General features: G+C 71.1%; 20 protein-coding genes. 10 read left to right on the forward strand and 10 right to left on the reverse strand.

Annotated elements, in window-relative coordinates:
• The first annotated feature begins 7 nt into the window (after window positions 1-7).
• From cysC to K7396_RS08425, 7 genes are all read left to right on the forward strand, one after another.
• A complete protein-coding gene (gene cysC, locus K7396_RS08395) occupies window positions 8-541 on the forward strand; it encodes an adenylyl-sulfate kinase (RefSeq protein WP_086719860.1) in 534 nt (177 codons plus the stop codon).
• Window positions 538-1,482, forward strand: coding sequence for a sulfate adenylyltransferase subunit CysD (gene cysD, locus K7396_RS08400; protein ID WP_086719859.1), 945 nt, complete (start codon window positions 538-540; stop codon window positions 1,480-1,482). The genes cysC and cysD overlap by 4 nt, the downstream gene beginning before the upstream one ends.
• Before the next feature lie 2 nt (window positions 1,483-1,484).
• The gene (locus K7396_RS08405; RefSeq protein ID WP_086719858.1) at window positions 1,485-2,846 is read left to right on the forward strand and encodes a sulfate adenylyltransferase subunit 1; all 1,362 of its coding nucleotides are present in this window, start codon (window positions 1,485-1,487) and stop codon (window positions 2,844-2,846) included.
• A gap of 213 nt (window positions 2,847-3,059) precedes the next feature.
• Window positions 3,060-4,169, forward strand: coding sequence for an aliphatic sulfonate ABC transporter substrate-binding protein (locus K7396_RS08410; RefSeq protein ID WP_086719857.1), 1,110 nt, complete (start codon window positions 3,060-3,062; stop codon window positions 4,167-4,169).
• A 43-nt stretch (window positions 4,170-4,212) separates the two neighbouring features.
• Window positions 4,213-5,022 carry an ABC transporter ATP-binding protein gene (locus K7396_RS08415; RefSeq protein WP_086719856.1) on the forward strand — a complete coding sequence of 270 codons (810 nt, stop codon included), beginning with the start codon at window positions 4,213-4,215 and terminating at the stop codon, window positions 5,020-5,022.
• A complete protein-coding gene (locus tag K7396_RS08420) occupies window positions 5,009-5,938 on the forward strand; it encodes an ABC transporter permease (protein ID WP_086719855.1) in 930 nt (309 codons plus the stop codon). The genes K7396_RS08415 and K7396_RS08420 overlap by 14 nt, the downstream gene beginning before the upstream one ends.
• Window positions 5,939-5,941: 3 nt before the next feature.
• Window positions 5,942-6,721, forward strand: coding sequence for a sirohydrochlorin chelatase (locus K7396_RS08425; RefSeq protein WP_086719854.1), 780 nt, complete (start codon window positions 5,942-5,944; stop codon window positions 6,719-6,721).
• 28 nt (window positions 6,722-6,749) lie between these two features.
• Here the strand turns inward: K7396_RS08425 and K7396_RS08430 are convergent, their stop codons facing one another.
• The 4 genes from K7396_RS08430 to K7396_RS08445 form a co-directional block, all read right to left on the reverse strand.
• Window positions 6,750-8,420 carry a glycoside hydrolase family 13 protein gene (locus K7396_RS08430; protein WP_086719853.1) on the reverse strand — a complete coding sequence of 557 codons (1,671 nt, stop codon included), beginning with the start codon at window positions 8,418-8,420 and terminating at the stop codon, window positions 6,750-6,752.
• A 141-nt stretch (window positions 8,421-8,561) separates the two neighbouring features.
• Window positions 8,562-9,410 carry a carbohydrate ABC transporter permease gene (locus K7396_RS08435; protein ID WP_086719852.1) on the reverse strand — a complete coding sequence of 283 codons (849 nt, stop codon included), beginning with the start codon at window positions 9,408-9,410 and terminating at the stop codon, window positions 8,562-8,564.
• Window positions 9,407-10,390 (reverse strand): carbohydrate ABC transporter permease, encoded by a 984-nt coding sequence (locus K7396_RS08440; RefSeq protein ID WP_223660372.1) that lies wholly within the window; start codon window positions 10,388-10,390, stop codon window positions 9,407-9,409. Before K7396_RS08440 ends, K7396_RS08435 begins: the two co-directional genes overlap by 4 nt.
• A 5-nt stretch (window positions 10,391-10,395) precedes the next feature.
• Window positions 10,396-11,721, reverse strand: coding sequence for an extracellular solute-binding protein (locus tag K7396_RS08445; protein ID WP_086719851.1), 1,326 nt, complete (start codon window positions 11,719-11,721; stop codon window positions 10,396-10,398).
• A 147-nt stretch (window positions 11,722-11,868) separates the two neighbouring features.
• On the opposite strand from K7396_RS08445, the gene K7396_RS08450 reads away from it, so the two are divergent.
• The 3 genes from K7396_RS08450 to K7396_RS08460 all read left to right on the forward strand — a co-directional run bounded on the left by K7396_RS08450 (window position 11,869) and on the right by K7396_RS08460 (window position 15,098).
• Complete coding sequence (locus tag K7396_RS08450) at window positions 11,869-12,900, forward strand: LacI family DNA-binding transcriptional regulator (protein WP_223659783.1); 1,032 nt, start codon at window positions 11,869-11,871, stop codon at window positions 12,898-12,900.
• A 398-nt stretch (window positions 12,901-13,298) separates the two neighbouring features.
• Window positions 13,299-14,558, forward strand: a complete 1,260-nt coding sequence (locus K7396_RS08455; protein WP_086719849.1) for a DegT/DnrJ/EryC1/StrS family aminotransferase — start codon at window positions 13,299-13,301, stop codon at window positions 14,556-14,558.
• 81 nt (window positions 14,559-14,639) lie between these two features.
• Entirely contained in the window at window positions 14,640-15,098 is a 459-nt protein-coding gene (locus tag K7396_RS08460) for a GNAT family N-acetyltransferase (RefSeq protein ID WP_086719848.1), read from the forward strand.
• Between the two features lie 100 nt (window positions 15,099-15,198).
• On the opposite strand, the gene K7396_RS08465 is transcribed toward K7396_RS08460, so the two are convergent.
• The 6 genes from K7396_RS08465 to K7396_RS08490 form a co-directional block, all read right to left on the reverse strand.
• The gene (locus K7396_RS08465; RefSeq protein WP_086719847.1) at window positions 15,199-15,828 is read right to left on the reverse strand and encodes a class I SAM-dependent methyltransferase; all 630 of its coding nucleotides are present in this window, start codon (window positions 15,826-15,828) and stop codon (window positions 15,199-15,201) included.
• A 142-nt stretch (window positions 15,829-15,970) separates the two neighbouring features.
• Window positions 15,971-17,104, reverse strand: a complete 1,134-nt coding sequence (locus K7396_RS08470) for an FAD-dependent oxidoreductase (protein WP_086719846.1) — start codon at window positions 17,102-17,104, stop codon at window positions 15,971-15,973.
• Between the two features lie 281 nt (window positions 17,105-17,385).
• The gene (locus K7396_RS08475) at window positions 17,386-18,375 is read right to left on the reverse strand and encodes an MsnO8 family LLM class oxidoreductase (RefSeq protein WP_086719845.1); all 990 of its coding nucleotides are present in this window, start codon (window positions 18,373-18,375) and stop codon (window positions 17,386-17,388) included.
• Between the two features lie 184 nt (window positions 18,376-18,559).
• A complete protein-coding gene (locus K7396_RS08480) occupies window positions 18,560-19,318 on the reverse strand; it encodes a maleate cis-trans isomerase family protein (RefSeq protein ID WP_086719844.1) in 759 nt (252 codons plus the stop codon).
• 1,068 nt (window positions 19,319-20,386) lie between these two features.
• The gene (locus tag K7396_RS08485; RefSeq protein WP_086719843.1) at window positions 20,387-21,475 is read right to left on the reverse strand and encodes a glycosyltransferase family 2 protein; all 1,089 of its coding nucleotides are present in this window, start codon (window positions 21,473-21,475) and stop codon (window positions 20,387-20,389) included.
• 271 nt (window positions 21,476-21,746) lie between these two features.
• Window positions 21,747-22,613, reverse strand: coding sequence for a dienelactone hydrolase family protein (locus tag K7396_RS08490; RefSeq protein WP_086719842.1), 867 nt, complete (start codon window positions 22,611-22,613; stop codon window positions 21,747-21,749).
• Window positions 22,614-22,707: the final 94 nt, after the last annotated feature.

Raw genomic sequence — 22,707 nt, forward strand, 5'->3', positions numbered from 1 at the left:
GATATCGATGACGGGCGCCACGATCTGGCTGACCGGTCTGCCGAGCGCGGGCAAGACGACTCTCGCGCACGAGCTGGCCGGCCGACTGCGCGGCGACGGCCACCGAGTGGAGGTGCTCGACGGCGACGAGATCCGCGAGTTCCTCTCCGCGGGCCTCGGCTTCACCCGCGAGGACCGGCACACCAACGTCCAGCGCATCGGCTTCGTCGCCGAACTGCTGGCGAGCAACGGCGTCAAGGCGCTGGTGCCGGTGATCGCGCCGTACGCGGACAGCCGGGAGGCGGTCCGCAAGCGGCACCAGGCGGAGGGCACCCCCTACCTGGAGGTGCATGTGGCGACGCCCGTCGAGGTGTGCTCCGAGCGGGATGTGAAGGGGCTCTACGCCAAGCAGGCGGCCGGTGAGATCTCCGGCCTGACCGGCGTGGACGACCCGTACGAGGCGCCCGAATCGCCCGACCTGCGCCTCGCGTCGCACACCCAGACCGTGCAGGAGTCCGCGGCGGCGCTGCACGCGCTGCTCGCCGAAAGGGGACTGGCATGACGACCGTCACCGCGGTGACCGGGAACGCCGGAGACGCCGACAACCCGTACGCCCTCTCCCACCTCGACGCCCTGGAGTCCGAGGCGGTGCACATCTTCCGCGAGGTGGCGGGCGAGTTCGAGCGGCCGGTGATCCTGTTCTCCGGCGGCAAGGACTCCATCGTCATGCTGCACCTGGCGCTGAAGGCGTTCGCGCCGGCCGCGGTGCCGTTCTCGCTGCTGCACGTCGACACCGGGCACAACTTCCCCGAGGTCCTCGACTACCGCGACCGCACGGTGGAGCGGCACGGCCTGCGGCTGCACGTCGCCTCCGTCCAGGACTTCATCGACCGCGGCGAGCTGCGCGAGCGCCCGGACGGCACCCGCAACCCGCTGCAGACCGTCCCGCTGCTGGACGCCATCGAGAAGGGCCGCTTCGACGCGGTCTTCGGCGGCGGCCGCCGGGACGAGGAGAAGGCGCGCGCCAAGGAGCGGGTCTTCTCGCTGCGCGACGAGTTCGGCGGCTGGGACCCGCGCCGGCAGCGCCCCGAGCTGTGGCAGCTCTACAACGGCAAGCACTCGCCCGGTGAGCACGTGCGGGTCTTCCCGCTGTCCAACTGGACCGAGCTGGACGTGTGGCAGTACATCGCCCGCGAGAAGATCGAACTGCCCGCCATCTACTACGCCCACGAGCGCGAGGTCTTCGCCCGCAACGGCATGTGGCTGGCGCCCGGCGAGTGGGGCGGCCCCAAGGACGGCGAGAGCCTGGAGACCCGGCAGGTGCGTTACCGCACCGTCGGCGACATGTCCTGCACCGGTGCCGTCGACTCCGACGCCGGCACCATCGAGGCTGTGATCGCGGAGATCGCCGTGTCCCGCCTCACCGAACGGGGCGCGACGAGGGCCGACGACAAGATGTCCGAGGCCGCCATGGAGGACCGCAAGCGCGAGGGGTACTTCTAGCCATGAGCACGACCACGCACACCGACGCCCTGGACGCCGTCGACGCGGGTGCCGCCTCGCTGCTGCGGTTCGCCACCGCCGGGTCCGTCGACGACGGCAAGTCGACGCTGGTGGGGCGGCTGCTGCACGACTCCAAGTCGGTGCTGGCCGACCAGCTGGAGGCCGTCGAGCACGCCTCGCGCAACCGCGGGCAGGAGGCGCCCGACCTGGCGCTGCTGACCGACGGGCTGCGCGCCGAGCGCGAGCAGGGCATCACCATCGACGTCGCCTACCGCTACTTCGCCACCCCGCGGCGCCGTTTCATCCTGGCGGACACCCCGGGGCATGTGCAGTACACCCGCAACATGGTCACCGGCGCCTCCACCGCCGAGCTGGCCGTGGTGCTGGTCGACGCCCGCAACGGCGTGGTCGAGCAGACCCGCCGGCACGCCGCGGTCGCCGCCCTGCTGCGCGTCCCGCACGTCGTGCTGGCCGTCAACAAGATGGACCTGGCCGACTACGCCGAGCCCGTCTTCGCCGCCATCGCGGAGGAGTTCACGACGTACGCGGCCTCGCTGGGCGTCCCGGAGATCACCGCGATCCCGATCTCGGCGCTGGCCGGCGACAACGTGGTGTCGCCGTCGGCGAACATGGACTGGTACGGCGGCCCGACGGTGCTGGAGCACCTGGAGACCGTGCCGGTCGTCACCGACCCGGGCGACGACCCCGGCCGTTTCCCGGTCCAGTACGTCATCCGTCCGCAGACCGCCGAGCACCCCGACTACCGCGGCTACGCGGGCCAGATCGCCTCCGGTGTGCTGCGCGTCGGCGACGCCGTGACCGTGCTGCCCTCGGGCCGGACGAGCACCATCGAGGCGATCGACGCGCTCGGCCAGGCCGTGGACGTCGCCTGGGCGCCGCAGTCGGTCACCGTCCGGCTCGCCGACGACATCGACGTCTCGCGCGGCGATCTGATCGCCCCGACCGCCACCGCGCCGGGTGTCACGCAGGACATCGAGGCGACCGTCTGCCATGTCGCGGACCGTCCGCTGGCCGTCGGGCAGCGGGTGCTGCTCAAGCACACCACCCGCACCGTCAAGGCGATCGTCAAGGACATTCCGTCCCGGCTGACGCTGGACGACCTCTCCCAGCACCCGGCGCCGGGCGAGCTGGCCGCCAACGACATCGGACGGGTCGTGGTCCGTACGGCCGAGCCGCTAGCCCTGGACGCCTACGCCGACTCCCGCCGCACCGGCTCCTTCCTGCTGATCGACCCGGCGGACGGCACGACGCTGACCGCGGGCATGGCGGGCGACGCCTTCGCGCAGGCGGCCGCCGAGGCCGCGCCGGCCGACGGCGCGGACGACGAGGGATGGGACTTCTGAGCATGCTCAAGGACGTCTTCTCGACCTTCGCCAAGGAGGGCGGCCGCGTCGGCAGCGGCGCCCTGGGCAGCGGGCAGGGCGGAGTCGGCCGATGTGTGCGCTGACGAGGCACGGCTCCGTATCCACCGCACCACCCTTCCGAAGATCGATCGATCTGCCGGGCGCGCCATAGCAGGCGCCCAGCGACCCGGCCCTCCGAGAGGAACCCCTCCCGTGACTGCCCTTCGTCACCGCCTGCTGGCGGCCGCCGTCACCGTCCCGCTCCTGACCGTGGCGCTGGGCGCCTGCGGCTACGGCTCCGAGGCCAAGAAGGACACCGGCGCCGGTGTCGCGCCCAAGGGTGCCAAAACCGACGGGCTCGATCACGTCACGATCGGCGTCTTCGGCAACACCACGCACGCCACGCCGCTGGTCGGCCTCCAGACCGGCCGGTTCCAGAAGGAGCTGGGCGGCACCGAGGTGAAGTCCTCCACCTTCAACGCGGGCCCCGCGGAGATCGAGGCGCTCAACTCGGGGGCCATCGACATCGGCTGGATCGGCCCCTCCCCCGCGATCAACGGCTACGCCAAGTCGCACGGCAAGAGCCTGAAGATCATAGGTGGTTCGGCCTCCGGCGGGGTCTCGCTCGTGGTCAACCCCAAGAAGATCAAGAGCCTGGACGATCTCAAGGGCAAGACGATCGCGACCCCGCAGCTGGGCAACACCCAGGACGTCGCGCTGCTGCACTACCTGGCCCAGAAGGGCCTCAAGGTCGACGCCACCACCGGCAAGGGCGATGTCACCGTCCAGCGCACCGACAACAAGGTGACGCCGACGGTCTTCCAGCAGGGCGGCATCGACGGCGCGTGGGTGCCCGAGCCCACCGCCTCCAAGCTGGTCGCCGAGGGCGGCAAGACGCTGCTGGACGAGAAGAAGCTGTGGAAGGACGGGAAGTTCGTCATCACGAACATGATCGTCTCGCAGAAGTTCCTCAAGGAGCACCCCAAGGCCGTCGAGGCGGTACTGCGGGCCTCGGTGAAGACCAACGCCTGGATCCGGTCGCACCCGGCCGAGGCGAAGAAGGCCCTCAACGACAAGCTCGCCTCCTCGGGCGTCGCGGGCAAGGCACTGCCGGACAACGTCATCGACCCGGCGTTCAAGAACGTCGACGTCACCGACGACCCGCTGGCCGGCACCCTCCAGGAGGAGGCGGACCACGCCGTCCAGGCGGGTCTGCTCCAGAAGCCCGACCTCAAGGGCATCTACGACCTCACGCTGCTCAACAAGGTGCTGAAGTCCCAGGGCAAGCCGCCGGTCTCCGACGCCGGACTCGGCAGCAAGTAGCCCCCTCCCCCGCAGTACCGCACTCCCCCAGGAGGTGACACCGATGACGACCACCACCACCCTCAGCAAGCAGCGGCCCGCCACGGCGGACACGGACCCCGCCGTGCCGTACGCGGCGCGCATCGACCACGTCTCGAAGTCGTTCGGCCGCACCGGCGCACAGCAGCATGTCCTGGACGACATCAGCATCGATGTGGCGCCCGGTGAATTCGTCTGCCTCCTGGGGGCCTCGGGCTGCGGCAAGTCCACCCTCCTCAACCTCGTGGCCGGGCTCGACGCGCCGTCCGCCGGCGCCATCGAGACGCCCGGCGGCCGGCCGGCCCTGATGTTCCAGGAGCACGCGCTGTTCCCGTGGCTGACCGCGGGCCGCAACATCGAACTGGCGCTGCGGCTGCGCGGGGTGCCGCGCGCGGAGCGCCGGGACGAGGCCGAGCGGCTGCTCGAACTCGTCCGGCTCAAGGGGGCCCACGGCAAGCGGGTGCACGAGCTGTCGGGCGGTATGCGCCAGCGCGTGGCGATGGCCCGTGCCCTGGCCCAGGACAGCCAACTGCTGCTGATGGACGAGCCGTTCGCCGCGCTCGACGCGATCACCCGCGATGTGCTGCACGACGAGCTGACCCGCATCTGGCGCGAGACGAACCTCTCGGTCCTGTTCGTCACCCACAACGTCCGCGAGGCCGTGCGGCTCGCCGAGCGGGTGGTGCTGCTGTCCTCCCGCCCCGGCAAGGTCGCCCGCGAGTGGCGGGTGGACATCCCGCAGCCGCGCCGCATCGAGGACGCCGCGGTCGCCGACCTGTCCATCGAGATCACCGAACAGCTCCGTGGGGAGATCCGCCGACATGGCCAGCACTGAGACCACGCCCGCCGCCGGGAACGGCACGGGCACCGCGGACGGCGGCAACGCCGGCACGGCCGGTGACATCGCGGGCCTGGAGGCCGGGCTCGACGCCCTGGAATCCCGGGTCGTCGACCGCCAGCCGTGGCTGCGCACCGCCGCCGCGAAGGCGTTCCCCCCGCTCGTCGCGATCGTCATCGTGCTGGGCCTGTGGCAGCTCGCCTACCACTTCGAGCTGAAGCCACACTACCTCCTGCCGAGCCCCCTCGACGTCGCCCACTCACTGCGGCAGAAGTGGCTGGAGGGCACCCTGCTGGGCTTCGTGTGGACCAGTGTCTCCCGCGGCGCCCTGGGCTTCGTGGCCTCCGTCGTGCTCGGCACGCTGCTCGGGCTGGTCGTCGCCCAGGTCAAGGCGGTCCGGGCGGCGATCGGGCCGATCCTGAGCGGTCTGCAGTCGCTGCCGTCGGTGGCGTGGGTCCCGGCCGCGATCATCTGGTTCGGGCTGAGCGACGCCACGATCTACGCGGTGGTGCTGCTCGGCGCCGTCCCCTCCATCGCCAACGGCCTGGTGGCGGGCGTCGACCAGATCTCCCCGCTCTACCTGCGGGCCGGCCGCACCATCGGCGCCACCGGGCTGACGGGCGTACGGCATGTGCTGCTGCCGGCCGCCCTGCCCGGCTACATCGCCGGCCTCAAGCAGGGCTGGGCGTTCTCCTGGCGCTCCCTGATGGCCGCCGAACTCATCGTCAACGCGCCCGACCTGGGCACCGGTCTGGGCCAGTTGCTGGAGCAGGGCCGCGAGATCCAGGACATGTCCTGGGTGCTCGCCGCGATCTTCCTCATCCTCATCGTCGGTATCGGCATCGAGCTGCTGATCTTCGCCCCGATCGAACGCCGGGTGCTGCGCAGCCGCGGCCTCCTCGTGAAGAGCTGACCCATGGACGTACGCCCCTCTCGCCCCACCCTCCTCGTCGTCGCCCACGGCAGCCGCGACCCGCGGCACGCGGCGGCCGTCTCGGCGCTCTGCGCGCGGGTCCGGTCGCTGCGGCCGGGGCTGCGCGTCGAGGTCGGCTACCTCGACTTCAACGCGCCGCGGGTGCCGCGGGTGCTGGAGCGCCTGGCGGCCGAAGGAGCGCGGGAGGTGGTGGCGCTGCCGCTGCTGCTCACCCGGGCCTTCCACGCGAAGTCCGACATCCCGGCGGTCCTGCGGGAGGCGGCCGCGCGGCTGCCGCTGCTGACCGTCCGCCAGGCCGAGGTACTCGGCCCCTCACCTCTCCTGACCGCCGCGCTGGAGCGCCGGCTGTCGGAGGCCGGGCTGCGGCCCGGCGACCGCCGCTCGACCGGGGTCGTCCTGGCCTCGGCGGGCTCCTCGGACCCGGAGGCGATCGCAGTGATCGCTGAAATCGCGCGGGAGTGGCGGCACACCGCAGGCTGGTGTGCCGTGCGACCTGCGTTCGCCTCCGCATCTCTTCCCCGGACGGCCGATGCCGTGCGCGCCCTGCGCGCCGAGGGCGTCGCCCGGGTGGCGGTGGCCCCGTACGTCATCGCGCCCGGCTTCCTCCCCGACCGCATCGCCGCCGGGGCCCGTGAGGCGCGGGCCGATGTCCTCGCCCCCGTCCTCGGCCCGGCGCCCGAACTGGCCCGCCTGCTGCTGCGGCGCTACGACGTGGCGGCCCTGGCCGGCGCCCGCGGGGACCTGACGGCGCTGAGCGCCTGACGGGCCCCCGCGGCACCGCCCTGGGCGGTCAGGGCCGCGGGGTGTGCAGCCAGACCGTCGTCCAGGCCGGCAGTTCGTCGCCGGTGACCGGGGCGGAGGCCAGCAGGACGTCGCCGGGCGGCAGCGGCCGGGGCTCACCCGACAGGTTGGTCACGCACTCCCAGCCGCCCGAGCGGCGGAAGTGCAGCACGTCCGGCGCCGCGGTGGGCGCGTCGTCGGCCCATTCCAGCGCCTCGTCGGCCAGCAGCCGGCGCCGGGTGGCCAGCGCCGCGCGGTACAGCTCCAGGGGCGACGAGGCCACGCCCTGCTGTGCCTCGACGGACAGTTCGCCCCAGCCGGCCGGCTGCGGCAGCCAGGCACCGCCGCTGCCGAAGCCGTACGAGCTGCCCTCGCGGCGCCACGGCAGCGGCACCCGGCAGCCGTCCCGGCCCTTCAGCCGTCCTTTGCTGCGGGTCCACACCGGGTCCTGGAGGCTGTCCCGGGAGAGTTCGGCGACCTCGGGCAGTCCGAGTTCCTCGCCCTGGTAGACGTAGCCGGAGCCGGGCAGCGCCAGCATCAGCAGGGTCGCGGCCAGCGCGCGGCGCAGCCCGAACTCCCGCTCCAGTACGGGCTCCTGTCCGTCGGAGAGCAGCCAGGCCTCCTCGTCGCGGCCGTCCGGCAGGCCGTACCGGGAGGCGTGCCGGATCACATCGTGGTTGGAGAGCACCCAGGTCGCGGTCGCCCCGGCGGCCCGGGCGTCGGCGAGTGCGGTGTCGATGGCGGCGCGCAGCTCCCCGGCGCGCAGCGGGGTCTTGAGGAAGTCGAAGTTGAAGGCCTGGCCGAGTTCCTGCGGGGTGGCGTACGCGGTGCGGCGGGAGGCGCGCACCCAGGCCTCGGCGACGGCGACCCGCGGCGGGTCGTACTCGTTGAAGACCTTGCGCCAGTCGCGGAAGATGTCGTGCACCTCGTCGCGGTCCCAGAAGGGGTGGCTGCCGTCCTCGGGCAGGTCGCCGGGCGTGTAGCCCTCGACGGTGCCGATGTCGCGGAGCGGCGCGGCCAGGTCCTTGGCCAGGCCGTGGGCCACATCGACCCGGAAGCCGTCGACGCCGCGGTCGGACCAGAAGCGCAGGGTGTGCCGGAAGTCGGCGCGGACCTCGGGGTTGTCCCAGTTGAAGTCGGGCTGCTGCGGGGCGAAGAGGTGGAGGTACCACCAGCCGTCGGGCAGCCGGGTCCAGGCGGGGCCGCCGAAGCAGGAGACCCAGTCGGTGGGCGGCAGTTCGCCCGTCTCGCCCTTGCCCTCGCGGAAGACATAGCGCTCGCGCGCGGCGGAGCCGGGCTCGGCGCGCAGCGCCTCCTGGAACCAGACGTGCTGGTCGGAGGAGTGGTTGGGCACGATGTCCACCATCACCTTGAGACCCAGGCGGTGTGCCTCGGCCACCATGGCGTCGAAGTCGTCGAGGGTGCCCAGGCGCGGGTCGACATCGCGGTAGTCGTCGACGTCGTAGCCGCCGTCGGCCAGTTGCGAGGGGTAGAAGGGGCTCAGCCAGAGGGCGTCCACGCCGAGGTCGGCGAGGTAGGGCAGCCGGGAGGTCACGCCGGGGAGGTCACCGATGCCGTCGCCGTCGGCGTCGGCGAAGCTGCGCGGATACACCTGGTAGACGACGGCCTGCCGCCACCAGTCGGTGGTGTTGCGGTCGGTGCCGAGGTGCTGTGCGGTCACGGAAGGGCCTTTCGGTACGGGAGCGGTCGCATGGGGGCACCTCCCAGCGGTAGCCGGGGGAGGAATGCGGCGCGGTGCGGCGCCGGGTGCGGTCGGGGCAGGCGGGGCGGGCGGGGCCGACGGGCCTTCGGAACGCCGGTCTCAGCCCTTCACCGCCCCGGAGGTCATGCCCGAGACGATCGAGCGGCGGAAGATCATGACGAGGATGCCGATGGGCAGGGTGGCCGCCACGGCCCCCGCGAAGAGCGTCCCGTAGGGGACCGTGTACTGGCTGGTGAACAGGGCGATGCCGACGGGGACGGTGCGGTGCCCGTCCTCGCTGTTGAAGGTCAGCGCGAGCAGGAACTCCGACCATGTCGCGGTGAAGGTGAAGATGCCCGCGGTGAACAGCCCCGGCCGGGCCAGGGGGGCGATGACGGTCAGGACGGTGCGCAGCGGCCCGGCGCCGTCCACGGTCGCGGCCTCCTCCAGTTCACGCGGGACGCCGGCCAGGTAGTTGCGCATGATCCAGATGGCGAACGGGAGGTTGAGCGCGACATAGGGCACGATCAGGCCCGCGTAGCTGTTGAGCAGCCCCACCTGCCGCTCCAGCAGGAAGAGCGGGACGACCAGCGCGATCGGCGGGAAGACGGACAGCATCAGCAGCGCGGTCATGATGCCGCCGCGGCCCCGCAGCGGGGTGCGGCCCAGGGCGTACCCGGCGAAGAAGGACAGCCCCAGCACGGCGACCGTGGAGACCGACGCCACCAGCACGCTGTTGAGCAGATAACGGCCGATGCCGTTGCGGACGAACGCCTCGGCGTAGTTGCCCAGCGTCGCGGCCTTCGGCACCGGGCTCGGCGGCGCGGCGCTGATCTCGCCCGGTCCCTTGAAGGACGACGCGATCATCCAGTACAGCGGCAGTGCCGACAGCACGACGATCGCCAGACCGCCCAGGTTGACGGCGTTGACGTACCGGCGGACGCCGGACGCCGGGGCACGGCGGCTCATGCCCGCCCTCCTTCGTCGGCCTGCGCCTTGAAGACCCGCAGGAAGAGCAGACAACAACTGATCACGATGACGGCGGTGGTGGTCGCCACCGCCGCGCCGCGGCCGATGGCGAGGTTCTGGAAGAGCGTCTTGTACCCGAGGATCGCCAGCGACTCGGTGGCGGTGCCCGGACCGCCCTGGGTCAGGACGAACGGCAGGTCGAAGATGCCGAAGGCCTGCAGGATGCGGAAGAGGACCGCGATGGCCATGATCGGCCGCAGTTGCGGCAGGGTCACCTTCCAGAACGTCGTCCAGGTGCCGGCGCCGTCGATCTCCGCCGCCTCGTAGACGTCGCCGGGAATCAGCATCAGCCCGGCGAGGACGACGATCGCGACAAAGGGCGTGGTCTTCCAGACGTCGACCACCACCATGGCGCCCATGGCGGAGGCGGGCTGCCCGAGGATGTCCGGCTGATGGCCGAGGAGCTGCTCGAAGAGCCAGGTCAGCCCGCCGTACGTGCCGTTGAAGAGGTACCCCCACAGCTGGGCGGCGACCACATTGATCAGGGCCCAGGGCAGCAGCAGGACCGCCAGCACCCAGCCGCGGGCGGCCCCCAGCCGCTCCAGGACGAGGGCGGCCGCGGTGCCCAGCACCAGTTCCAGCAGGACGGTGACGACGGTGAACCCGAAGGTGAACAAGAGCGCCTGGCGCCACTCCGGGCTGCTCAGCACGGCGGCGTAGTGGTCGCCGGTCAGGGACCGGATGCTGAATCCGCCGTACTCCAGGCGGACCTCGGCGAAGCTCAGCAGCACCGAGAAGAGCACCGGGAAGACGGTCACGGCGCTGATGATCAGCAGCGCCGGGGAGGCGAAGAGCCAGCCGGTGCGCGCCCGGCGGCGCCTGCTCACCCGGCCGGGGCCGTCGCCGCGCCGCGGCCGCACCGGAGGCGGACCGGCCGGCTCCGCGGCGGGGCGGCGCGATGCGGGGGCGGAGGATGTCATGGCGTTCACAGCGCTCTGCCTTCCAGCGCGGTCCGGATGTCGGCGCGGGCGGCGCGCAGCGCCTGGGCGGGCGTGGCCCGGCCGCCGATCACGGCGTTGGCCCGGGTGTAGAGCGCCTTGCTGACCTGGGGGTAGTACGGGGTCTGCACCGGCCGGGCGACCAGGTGCAGTTCACGGACCCGGGTGAGCGTCGGATCGCCCACCGCACGGGCCTCCGGCCGGGTCAGCACCTCTTCCAGCGCCGGGATCACCCCGGCGTGCTTCAGCAGGATCAGCTGCGCCTCCTCACCCGCACAGAACCGGGCGAAGGCCACCGCGGCCCCGAGGTGGCGCGAGTTGGGGTTGACGAAGTTGCTCCAGCCCCCGGCGCAGCTCACCCCGCGCGGCCCGTCGCCCTCGAACCCGGGGCGGGGCGCGACGCCGACCCGGCCCGCCACCTTGGAGGCCGAGCGGTCGGCCGCGTTGCCCCAGGCGTAGGACCAGTTGCGCAGAAAGACGCCGCGGCCGCCGGTGAAGGCGTCCTGCGAGTCCGCCTCCGCATACGTGGCGACCGTCGAGGGCGTCACGCCGGTCTCGGTGAACTCCCGCATCAGCGCGAAGGCCCGCTCCGCGCCCGGCCCGTGGAGCGCCACCCGCCCCGCGCCGTCCAGCACGGGGGCCTGGGCGTCGGCCAGGAACTCGGCGACGTTGCAGGTCAGCGACTCCGAGACGGACCCCTGCCAGAGAAATCCGTACGCGGCGTCGCCGGCCCGCTGGATGGTGCGCGCGGTGCGCAGCAGCTCCTCCCAGGTGCGGGGCACCGGCCGGCCGTGCTTGGCCAGCAGGTCCTTGCGATAGAAGAGGAAGGCGCTGTCGGTGTAGAAGGGCAGCGCGTACACGGCGCCGCGGTATTCACTGACCCGCCGCAGGGCTGCCGGGTAGGCCGACCAGAAGTCCTTGGGCAGCAGCGTCTGCAGCGGCAGCGCCAGGGAGTTGGTGCCGAACTGGGCGGGCCAGGTGGTGTCGCCGAGATAGACGTCGGGGGTCGGTGAGGCGCCCGCGAGCTGGGTGGTGACCGCGGCGCGGTTGGCGTCGGTGGCGCTCAGGGCGTTCGATTTTCGGACATGGATGTGCGGATGGCGGCGCTCGAAGGCGCGGATGATCAGGTCCGCCACCACGGGCCCGTTCCGGGCGGGGATTTCGGACACCCACCAGGTGAGAGTGGCCGGGGTACGCGGGACCTGGGCGGCCTGCGTCAGCAGGGTGTCCAAGGGCTTGCCCGCGCAACCGCTGGTGAGCCCGGCTCCGGCGGCGACAGCGCCGGCGAGCAGGGTTCTGCGGCTCAAGGCCATGAGTGCTCCTCACGTCTTGGCTGTCATCGATGACAGCGCTTGCAGGCTAGAAGTGGCCTTGTCGCCAGGTCAACGGCTCGTGAACGAGAGATTTCGAGGGAATTCACTGGCAACGCTGTCATCGCCTTTTTGTGCTAGCGTCCCCGCATGTCCTCAGCGCAGAGCGAGGCCACGATGGCCGATGTGGCCCAGCGGGCGGGGGTTTCGGTGTCCACCGTTTCGCGCACCTTGCGCGGACTCCCGACGGTCTCGGAAACCACACGCGCCCGGGTGGAAGCCGCAGCCCGCGAACTCTCCTTCGCGATCACCCGCAGCGCCTCCAGCCTCGTCACCGGCCGCACCGGCCGCGTCGCCGTCCTGATGCCGGACCTGGCGTCGTGGTTCCTGAGTTCGGCGCTGTCCGGCATGGCCCCCGCGCTGCGCGAGGCGGGCCTGGAGCTGCTGGTCTACAGCGTGACCGACGTGCACGAACGGGCCGACTTCTTCGACCGGTTGCCTGCCCGCCGCAACGCCGACGCCCTGCTCGTGGTCAGCTTCTCCCTCTCCCCCGCCGAACGCGCCCGGCTGGACCAGCTCGGCATGCCCCTGGTCTTCGTCAGCCAGCACGCCCCGGGCCGGCCCAGCGTCTACGTGGACGACGAGGACGCCGCCCTGCGCGGCACCCGCCATCTGATCAACCTCGGGCACCGGCGGATAGCCTTCCTCCAGACCTCCGACACCACGGGCTTCGCCTGGAGCAGCAAGAACCGCCTCACCGGGCATCTGCGGGCCCTGGCCGAGGCCGGGCTGGAGCACGACGAGTCCCTGGTCATGAGCGTGCCGGACTGGAAGGGCGGCGGCATGGCCCCGGCCGTGGGCCGGCTGCTGAGCCTCCCCGACCCGCCGACCGCCCTGTTCACCGAGACCGACGACATGGCCTTCCGCCTGCTCGCGGCCCTGCGCGACGCCAACGTCCCGGTGCCGGGCCGGGTTTCGGTGATGGGCTTCGACGACCACGTCATGGCCGCCGTCATGGGCCTGACCACACTGGCCCAGCCCGCCGTCGAGATCGGCCGCGCCGCCGTCCGCCTCACCCGCGCCGTCATCGACGACTCCGACGGCGCCCACGAACGCCACATCGTCCTGCCGACCGAACTCGTCCCCCGCGGCAGCACGGGGCCGCCGCCGGGGAGGGGGTAGGGGGAAGTCACCTCCCCACCTCGACCGCGCCCGCACGGAGTTGGCCGTGCCCAGTGCTTCGCGGATGTCGACGGGCGCGGCAGGGCTACGCTCCGCCGGCCCTCGCCTGGGGACCGGCAGTACGGGCGGTGGACACCGGGCCGGGGCCGGACCCGGTGCCGGCACCGGAACCATCGCGCACCCGTGACCGGCCCCGGAGCTGAAGGCGGGGCCCGAAGCCGGAACCAGCGGCGGACCCGCCCGACACTCGTCCGGTTCGCATATCCGGCCGGCCTCGACCGGAAAGCTGACCTAACTGACCTTGCTGACCACGGCTGCCCCTTCAACAGCGCCCTCCCTTCGGATGTCATAGGAACCGCACACCCACCGGTGCGGCCGGCGACGATCTGGGGGAACCGATGCTGGACAGGAGTTACGTCGTGCCCTGGGGGAAGCGGGGCAGCATCTCGGCCGGCGCCGAGGCGGCCGTACTGACCGAACTGGCCCGCGACACCGCCCCCTTGCCGGCGGGCAGTCGGCGCGAGGCGTTCGAGCGCTCCTTCGCCGACACCGTCGGCAGCCGCCATGCCATCTCGGTGACCAGCGGAACCGTCGCCCTCCACCTCGCGGTCCGGCTGCTCGGCCTGGCGCCCGGCGACGAGGTGATCGCCACCCCGCAGACCCACCGGGCCACCGTCCAGCCGCTGTGCGACCACGACGTACGCGTCCGTTTCTGCGACATCGACCCGGCGACCCTCAACATCGACCCGGCCGCGCTCGAAGCGCTGATCACTCCTCGGACCAGGGCCCTGCTGCTGGTGCACTACGGCGGCTGCCCCGCGGAGATGGACACCATCATGGCGCTGGCGCGGCGGCACGGCGTCGTCGTACTGGAGGACTGCGCGCACGCGCTGGGCGCACGCTACCGCGGACGCAGTCCCGGCTCGCTGGCCGACCTCGCCACCTTCAGCCTCCGCAACGCCAAGAACGGCGCCCTGCCCGGCGAGGGCGGCGTGATCACCTGCGACCGGGACGACTGGGCCGAGCGGCTCCGCCGGCTGCGCACCGCCGACCGGGACACCCGGATCGCGCGCACCCCGCCGGCCGGGGCGGCGCGGCCGGGTCTGCTGCCGTGGACCGCGCGCACCGAGCCCCTGCACCGCGGCGCCCCACGGCGGCCCGGCAGCGACGCGACCATGCCGGACGCGGTCGCCGCCCTCGGGCAGGCCCAGCTCACCGGGCTGAGGGCCGCCGTCGACCGCCGCCGCGCACTCGCCGCACGGCTCGACGAGGTACTCACCCGCTACCCCTTCGTCACCCCCCAGTCGGCACCCGCACACAGCGAGCACGCCTACCACCTCTACACCTGCTTCGCCGACCGCCAGGAACTGCGCGACCAACTCGTCCTGGCCCTGGACCGCAGAGGGGTGGAAATCCAACTCCGCTACTTCCCCCAGCACCTGCTGCCCCAGTGGCGGCACCGAGGACACCTGCGCGGCGAGTGCCCGGCCGCCGAACGCAGCTGGTTCGACCAACACCTCAACCTCCCCTGCCACCCCCTCCTGACGCCCCCTCAGGAGACCTACCTCGTCGAGGCCCTGGACGCCTCACTGGCCGAACTGAACGGCGGACCACCAGCACCGGCACCACTGCCGGCGACGGCCTGCGGCCGGTACTAGAGCCCGCCCCCTCGATCCATCCGGCGGGTGACGAGCTGTGGCTCCAGAACGAATGTCGGCCCTGCTCGCTAGCCTCTCCGCATGCCCGAGCAGCGCTTCGTCCCCGCCGACTTCGTCGTTCCCCCGAGTCTCGCTGCCGACGGGTTCCGCTTGGAGCCCCTCGGCCCGCAACACAACGACGCCGACCATGCCGCCTGGACGTCGAGCATCGAGCACATCCAGGCCACCCCCGGCTTCCACGAGCGTGGGTGGCCGCCTCCTGCGGGATTGAGCCTGGCCGAGAACCTGCGTGACCTGAAACGCCATGCGAGCGACTTCGAGAAGCGGTCCGGCTTCACGTACACGGTTCTCGACGACGCCGGAGAAGTGATCGGCTGCGTCTACATCTACCCGTCACGCGCGGACGAGCGCGTGGCAGATGTCCGCTCGTGGGTCCGCGCGGACCATGGTGACATGGACGGCCCACTGCACAAGACCGTGGCGGCCTGGCTGGCATCCGACTGGCCGTTCACGAAGGTCCGATACCGGTCAGGCGCGTAGCCAGAGGAGGAGTGCGGCGGCGGTGACGGTGCCGAGGTAGACGTATCCCATCCACAGGGATGCTCTACAGCAACCCGCCCCGAAGACCGCGACATCCGCTCTAGGGAAGCCGGGCCAGCAAGTGGGCGTCAAGGAAACCGCGTTCGGAGAGCGGGTCGTGGAGCAGCCGGGCGACGATGTCCAGACCGGACCCGGCCAGTAGCTGCGCGAACCGGTCCACCGGCCAGCTGTAGGCGGGGGCCACCTTGTGGTCGAAGCGGACCGGTTCGGGTCCATCGGTACCGAAGAACGAGACCAGGAGCAGACCCCCTGGCGCCAGAACCCGTACCTGCTCGGCAAGCAACGCGGGCAGTTCCCCGGGCGGAGTATGGATCATCGAATAGTGAGCCAGCACGCCACCGAGCGCGCCGTCCTCGATCGGCAGGGCCTCCATCCGCGCCTCGTCGAATCGCAGCGCCGGATGGGCCCGCCGGGCATGGTCGACCATGGCCGAGGAGAGGTCGAGCCCGAAGGCGTCGAGCCCCAGGTCGTGCAGCATGGCCGTCAGATGCCCGGGTCCGCACCCGACGTCGGCTGCCCGTGGGTTCCCCGTCCCACGCACCAGCTCGGCGAAGGTGCCGATCATGTTCCGCGCGAACGGCTGCGTCTCCAACCGATTGGCGAACATCGACGCGTACAGCTCGACGACCCCGTCATAGGCCGCCCTGGTCTCGTCCTGGTGCCCCGTCACGGGAGGGAAAGCTAGCACCCGCGCACGTTCGTTCGCAGCCTCTCCGGCCCCATGCCGCCCTCGCCTCTTAGCACGTGACCGGGGTGCTTGACCGGGCGTTCATGCCGGACTGCTCGGCGGTTTCGGCCCGGGGAGTGGCTTATCACCCCTGCTCGTTGATCATCTTGAGCATGGTCCGGGCTGTGCTGTTTTCGGAGTCGATCCCGTGAACCTCGGTGCCTTCAAACGTGACGGCCTCGGTGCTGCGGGCGAACATGGCTTGTTCGTACTCGGTGAGCGCGGCCTCGATGTCGTCGGGATGCGCGGCGAGGGCCTCGCCGAGTTCGGCACCGTCGAGCATGGCCAGGTTGGCGCCTTCGCCGTTCGGGGCGGCGAGGTGGACGGCGTCGCCGAGCAGGGTCGCCCCCGGCGCCCGGTCCCACCGGTGCCCGGCCGGCAAGGCGTAGTGAGGGCGCAGGACAGGCGGGATGTCGGCGTCCGTGATCAGCGCGGTGAGCTCCGGCGCCCAGACCTCGAACTCCTGGGCAATCCGCGCGACCGCGGCGTCGGCGTCGGCATCGGTGAAATCGAGGGCGGCGAACCAATCCTGCGGCCTGGACAATGCCACGTAGGCGTGCAGGGTGTCACCGCTTTCCCGGTGAGCGAAGATCTCCTTGCCCGGCGAGGGCGCGATCATCGATCCGCCGCCGACCACCATCGCGGTGCCGGTGTGCCGGGTGTCGGCGTCGAACAGGCAGGTCTCGACGAACGACGTGCCGGCGTACTCGGGTACGGCGTCGGAGAGCAACGGCCGGACCCGCGACCACGCACCGTCCGCGCCGACCAGCAGGCTGGTGACGACGGTGCCGCCGTCGGCGAACGTCACCTCGTGACGGCCCTCACCGAGGGCACGGATGCCGCTGACCTTGCGCCCCCACCGGACGGTGCCGGCCGGGAGCGAGTCGAGCAGGATCCGTCGCAGCTCCCCGCGCTGCACCTCGGGGCGTCCGCCCGTGCCGTCGTCGGCCATCTCGTGCAGAACGGTCCCGTCCTGCTCGACGAGCCGCATCGTCTGGCGGCCCTCGATGACGATGGCGTGGAACTCGTCCATCAGACCCGCCGCCTTGAGGGCGAGCTGCCCGTTGTAGTCGTGGATGTCGAGCATCCCGCCCTGCGTGCGCGCCGACGGGGAGGACTCGGCCTCGTAGACCGTGACCGGGATTCCGTGGACGTGCAGGACCCGGGCCAGCGTGAGTCCGCCGAGTCCGGCGCCGGTGATCGTGACAGGCGTGTGCATGGTGGCTCCTCGGGGTCGGGACCGCCCAGTGACCTCCGGCGGCCGTTTCAGGAAAGGTGCCAAGCCCCGCCAACCAGCACCCGGCATCGGTCCGCCGGCCCCGATAGATGACCGACGCCCACCCAGAAGGGCGTTCATCTCAGCGTCCGCAGGCAGCTGTGGGCGGACTGCGCCGAGGGCCCGTCTCACCGCGAACAAACGGAGTGACGCGGATCGGCGGGCGGCGACCGCCTGCGGCGAGCGGGGTTCCGGGCCCCAGGCAATCCCTCCCCGCACGGTTCCTAAGTTGCGGTCGTCGTGGCCTCCGCGTGTTTCTTGATGAGGTCGTAGGAGCGAAGGCGGTCGCGGAGGTCGTAGACGGGTGTGGTCAGCATCAGTTCGTCCGCCCCGGTCTCGGCCGCCAGTTGCGCGAGCCGGTGTACGACGGTCTCCGGTGTGCCGACGGCTTGCTGCGCGCGGAAGCCTGCCAGTGCCCGTCGTTCCTCGGCCGTGAAGGCATGGACCGCCGCGTCAGCGGGCGCGGGGAAGGGGATCTCGCTCAGGCCCTTGAGGAGCCCGGCCTTGACGACATCCATCGGTCCGACGCGCCACGCGGCTTCCTCCTCCGTCTCGGCGCACACCGTCTCCACGCACAGCAGCACCCGGGGTTGCTCGCACCAACGGGACGGGGCGAATCCGGCCCGATAACGCTCCAGCACCGCACGGGTGTTGTCCGGCCGGATGTGGTGGGCGACGGCGATGGGCAGGCCGAGTTCCGCGGCGAGCGCGGCACCCGCGGTGCTGGAGGCCAACAGCCACGGCTCCGGCAGGGGGCCGAGTGCCACTTCGTCGACCAGAAAGGACAGGACCGCGGCCACGTCGCCGTGGTACTCCGCATCCGTCGTGGGCCCGGCTCCGCGGCGAAGTGCGCGGGCGGTGGCCTCGTCGAAGGTGCCGGGGCCGCGACCGATTCCCAGGTCGATCCGGTCCTCGTGCAGGGCGGCCAGCGTTCCGAACTGCTCCGCGAGGGTGAGGGGCGCGTGGTTGGGGGCCAGTACACCGCCCGAACCGAGGCGGATGGCCGAGGTCGAAGCGGCGGCGTGCGCGGTCAGCACGATCGGCGGGAACGCGCCGATGGCGGGCGAGTGGTGATGCTCGGCATACCAGATCCGGTGGTAGCCGAGCCGCTCCAGCTCCTGCGCGAAGGCGGTGGTGTCGCGCAGGGTCTCCACGGCTCGGGTACCCGCCTGCACCATCGCGACTTCCAGCGCTGAAAGAGGTACTTCGATCATGCCGTCAGGATAGGGATCGAATGTTCGACCGGGGTGCCGTTTCCCTCGGTCGCAGCCCCAAGGGGGCGACTGATGCGGCGCGTTGGAATGGCATGCGCTGAGGGCTCATGTCCCCCTGTCTGCCGGGGAATTGCCGGACCAGGCCAGTCGGCATGCGCCGGAGTGCAGCGGCTCTGCGTCCAGGTCACACCGTGAGCAACTGTTGACGAGGCCCGACTGCGCGTTCACCCACCGCGCGCAGGGCCGCCCATATCGTGGCCTGGTTGACCGTGACGACGGGCATGCCGAGCTCGGCCTCCAGTGGGGAGATGAGGTCGTAGGTCGGCAGGGCCGTGCAGCTGATGAACACGGCTTCGGCCCGCGGGTGGATTCCGGCTCGGACCGCCGCGGTCACCTGCTCATAGGACACATCGTAGATCTCGTGAACGGAGCCCAGGCCGAGGTCGGTGAGGGACACCACCTCCAGCCCCTCACCAGTCAGGTACTCGCGCAACCGTTTGCCCACCGGCGGCTCGTAGGGGTGCACCACGGCGATGCGTCGCGCCTTCAAGGCATGTAAGGCCGCCACCACCGACCCGGCCGACGTCAGTGCCTGCGGGGCACCAGCGGTACGCATGGCCCGGCGAAGTGCCCGCTCGCCGGCGGCTCCCCCGACAAAGCTGCACGCCGTGCACAGGTAGGTGACGACTTGGGAGCCGATCGCACAGACCTCACGGGTCGGCCGGTCCACGCACCCAGGCCGGTTGAGGGAAGAGACCAGTTCGAGGTTGTCGGAGAACGGCACAGGGTCGGTACGCGCAATGAACAGCGAGGCCGACTCGGGCACCCAGCGCCAGATCTCCCGGTCCCGGTCGAAGTCGAACGACGCGACCACCCCCACCCGGGAGCGGGGGTGCGGGACGCGCATTCGCTGTGCGTCATCCGGGCCCGTCACATCCGTCATGGTTACTCCCTCACGTTGTGCCGCTGTTCCACTCGCAGCAGGGGTGGAGGCCGGGGCCTCGCTCGCGTTAAGTCGATGTCCATATTGGGCCGGGCACTTGCGGTCTTGCGATCTTGCCCGTTGACATTGCGACAACCTTCAGGTGCGAGAGGCAGCTGAAGATGCCGCCTCAGCTGTGCTCACAGGGTCCGGCAGTCTCGGATACCCGTACGGCATCGAGTTCGCACGCAGCAGGCGCCATCACCGCTCTCTGGACTCCGCTTCGTGACCGAGCACCCGCGCCCGTACAGGTGGCGTACGACGGCTGGCGCGAACGGCCCTCAGCGGCGCCACCAGAGCTCCGGTGGATATTGCCCCGCTGCCTGAGCGGGTGCGGGCAAGTCCGCCTGATCCGGATGAATTTAGAGGGCTGAAGTCAATGAAAGCTCTATCGTGTCAGTTGGAGTCCGCAGGTCTGAGACAGTGTCACCCAGCATCCCAGTATCGAAGAGGGCATCCAGTTGATAAGCGATCCGGATGGCGCCGGCCTTTCTGCTGTCCTGTTCAGGTCCGAGCGCACCTTCAAGGTCTGGCGCTATGGTGTTGGGCACTCTCAGTTGCTCCTTCGTGCGGTTCCCGACGATACGGAGACCACGTGTCTGGATCTTCTTTTCGAAGGTGTGAGAGCCATGCAACTGGCGACTCACTACCAGTCGCTTGAGCTCCACCCGGCAAGTGAGGCCGAGGCTCAGCGGATCCTTGAATTCTCAGGATTGGCTCCCATCTGGAGGGAACGGAATCTCGCTCTCTCCCTTCGGTCCAGAAGCACATCAGGGTTTGTGCTGTGTGCGAGAGCCACCGCTCTGCATGGCGGCGAAGATCCGTTTGGGAATCACGGCGGATTTGAGGAACGTGACGTCGTATGGAGCGCTCGCCGGTAGCGGTGCACACGCGCGACGGCGGACAGCAGCGCACTCTGTCCTTAAGAGAGCCGGCCCCTCCCGGCACATCAGGGACTACCGGGGATACCGAGACGCCGGGAACACCGGGTGGGGCCGCTCCGTATAGCTGGTCGTCGTCCGGTGCGTGTTATCCGCCGGCCAGCGCCGTCCGTGTCGGCACGGTATCGGCCCGGCCCTTCTCATAGACCGTCAGGCCGCGGGACAGGCGGAGCGGGACCAGGAGGAGTTCCACGATGAGGGCCTTCCAGGCGTAGACGAGGTTGACGGCCTTGGTCGCGTAGACGCAGGGGATGTTTGCCAGCACGCCCAGGACCGGGAGTTTGCGGCGGTGGGCGGCGTAGAGGAGTGGTGGGATCGTCAGTAGGAGTTCGGCTCCTGCCCACCAGGCGAACGCGAGGGCGAGGGGTTCGTGGACCGTCGCGGCGAGCACGAAGGGGGTCGCCCACCAGAGCGGTGCGGTGAGGATCTCCAGGAGGGCGAGGAGTACCCAGACCGCCAGCAGGGGTTTGCGGACGACCAGCCGACCGAGGTGCAGCCGGACGTTCTGGCAGAAGCCCGCCATCCAGCGCCAGACCTGTTTGCGCAGGTAAGTGAGGTCTTCCGGATCGGCGGCGAGGGCCACGGCATCGGAGACGTAGACCGCGCGTCTGCCCGCGATCTGCTGGGACCAGGTGTAGTCCATGTCCTCGACGATGGTCCGTTCGGGGAAGCCGCCGAAGGCCATCAGATCGTCGCGCCGGAAGACGGAGCAGCAACCCGAGCACACCATGGGGCTGTTGGCGCGGGCCTGGATGGGGCGGTGCCAATGGAAGCCGAAGAGGTACTCGGTGGAGCGGCCGCGCTCCCAGAGCGTGCGGGTATGGCGGGTGCGGACGGTGCCGGCCGCGACCGAGACCTCCGGGTCGTCGAAGGCGGGCAGGACCGTCTCGATGTAGTCCGGCGCGAGGACGGTGTCCGCGTCGACGGCCAGGACGAGGTCGGTGGAGCACCGCGGAAGGGCGTAGTTCTGCGCCTTGGCCTTGCTGCCGAGATTGTGCGGCGGGCGCAGTACGGTGACTCCGTGTGAGGACGCCACCTCTCCCGTACGGTCCGTTGAGGCGTCGTCCACGACCAGGACCCGGTCAGGCCGGACCGTTTGCCTGGCCAGCGACTCCAGCGTGGCCGGCAGTCCCTCCTCCTCGTTGTGAGCGGGCACGATGACGGTGATGGTGTGCAACTCGATCTCCCCCTGTCTTGCGGATCGCGCCGACTACGAGCGTGATCAGTCCGATCACGCCGTAGACCATGGTGCTGATGCCGATGAACGGCAGTCCTCCGTGCATGTCACCGACGGTAGCGAGAGCCGGCACCGAGCAGTTCCGGAGGCGACCTCCTGTGGATAACTCGCGGGAGACGGGGGGGAGGCAGGAGGAGAGGAAAGGAAAGGCGGGAAGAGGCGGGGGAGTTGCCGGGCCGCAGGGAACGCGGGTCGGGTTGCGAAGCCTCGTTTACGCGTCCTCTGGAGTGGCCGGCGTCTGTTCCGGCGCGTCGTGGTGCTGGTCGAGCAGGCGGGTGCGGAAGAGGTCGAGCACCTCGTCCAGTGCCGCGCGGGTCGGCTGGCCGGGTTCGTCGACGAGGTGCTCGGTCAGCACGGAGTGCGGCGGCATCACGGCGTCGGGGTTCGCGGCGTCGTCGTCCAGTTCGACGGCCGTGAACGCGGAACCGAGCTGGCGGCGCAGGAAGGCGAACCGGTCGTCCGGAACGAACTTGTCCGAGCGGAACCGCAGGCCCATGACCCCGAGGCCCGCACGCTCGCAGCGCCCCCGGACAGCGGCGAGGTCCTCGGCGGAGATGTCGATGCGCGCGGCCCGGCTCCTGGTGACGGGCAGCGGCAGGGACGGCTGGGACAGGACCGGGGCGACCAGGCGTTCATCGGCCGCCATGGCCAACGCGAAGCCGCCGGTGAGGCACATCCCGACGGCTCCGACGCCGGGGCCGCCGCAGCGCTCGTGCTCGTACGCGGCCAGGGCCCGCAGCCAGGTCACCACGGGGGACGTCTTCCCGGTGGCCAGCACGGTGAACTCCCGGCTCATGCACACCTTCCAGATCGACGAGGCCGTGTAGAGCCCCGCCTTCAGCCGCCCGGCGGACACGGGGTCGGCGTCGCGGCCGGGCGTCCCGAAGAGCACCGGGAGCACGGCGGTGCAGCCGATGGCGGCCACGCGTTCCGCGAACGCCAGCACCTTGGGCGTGATGCCGGGGATTTCCGCTATCACGATCACCGCGGGCCCCGTACCGCGCCGCAGGATCCGGCGGGTGGCACCGTCGTGGGTGAAGGTGCTGCGGTCGAATCCGGTCAGGTCGTGATCTGCCATGGACTGCCACCGTTCGGGTCGGTCGGGATCGTTCACTGGTCGGGTGCGGGCGAGCGGGGGGCGGGTGCGGTGCCGTCGCTCCCCGGTGTGCGCC

It is taken from the genome of Streptomyces angustmyceticus, assembly GCF_019933235.1.
GTDB lineage: Bacteria > Actinomycetota > Actinomycetes > Streptomycetales > Streptomycetaceae > Streptomyces > Streptomyces angustmyceticus.

Excerpts from the sequence above, each read along its gene's own strand:
- K7396_RS08475 (WP_086719845.1), bottom strand. The coding sequence starts at position 18,375 with ATGATCGAAGTACCTCTTTCAGCGCTGGAAGTCGCGATGGTGCAGGCG.
- K7396_RS08490 (WP_086719842.1), bottom strand. The coding sequence starts at position 22,613 with ATGGCAGATCACGACCTGACCGGATTCGACCGCAGCACCTTCACCCAC.
- K7396_RS08450 (WP_223659783.1), top strand. The coding sequence starts at position 11,869 with ATGTCCTCAGCGCAGAGCGAGGCCACGATGGCCGATGTGGCCCAGCGG.
- K7396_RS08460 (WP_086719848.1), top strand. The coding sequence starts at position 14,640 with ATGCCCGAGCAGCGCTTCGTCCCCGCCGACTTCGTCGTTCCCCCGAGT.
- cysC (WP_086719860.1), top strand. The coding sequence starts at position 8 with ATGACGGGCGCCACGATCTGGCTGACCGGTCTGCCGAGCGCGGGCAAG.
- K7396_RS08470 (WP_086719846.1), bottom strand. The coding sequence starts at position 17,104 with ATGCACACGCCTGTCACGATCACCGGCGCCGGACTCGGCGGACTCACG.
- K7396_RS08415 (WP_086719856.1), top strand. The coding sequence starts at position 4,213 with ATGACGACCACCACCACCCTCAGCAAGCAGCGGCCCGCCACGGCGGAC.
- K7396_RS08455 (WP_086719849.1), top strand. The coding sequence starts at position 13,299 with ATGCTGGACAGGAGTTACGTCGTGCCCTGGGGGAAGCGGGGCAGCATC.
- K7396_RS08480 (WP_086719844.1), bottom strand. The coding sequence starts at position 19,318 with ATGACGGATGTGACGGGCCCGGATGACGCACAGCGAATGCGCGTCCCG.
- K7396_RS08445 (WP_086719851.1), bottom strand. The coding sequence starts at position 11,721 with ATGGCCTTGAGCCGCAGAACCCTGCTCGCCGGCGCTGTCGCCGCCGGA.
- K7396_RS08405 (WP_086719858.1), top strand. The coding sequence starts at position 1,485 with ATGAGCACGACCACGCACACCGACGCCCTGGACGCCGTCGACGCGGGT.
- K7396_RS08440 (WP_223660372.1), bottom strand. The coding sequence starts at position 10,390 with ATGACATCCTCCGCCCCCGCATCGCGCCGCCCCGCCGCGGAGCCGGCC.
- K7396_RS08420 (WP_086719855.1), top strand. The coding sequence starts at position 5,009 with ATGGCCAGCACTGAGACCACGCCCGCCGCCGGGAACGGCACGGGCACC.
- cysD (WP_086719859.1), top strand. The coding sequence starts at position 538 with ATGACGACCGTCACCGCGGTGACCGGGAACGCCGGAGACGCCGACAAC.
- K7396_RS08435 (WP_086719852.1), bottom strand. The coding sequence starts at position 9,410 with ATGAGCCGCCGTGCCCCGGCGTCCGGCGTCCGCCGGTACGTCAACGCC.
- K7396_RS08425 (WP_086719854.1), top strand. The coding sequence starts at position 5,942 with ATGGACGTACGCCCCTCTCGCCCCACCCTCCTCGTCGTCGCCCACGGC.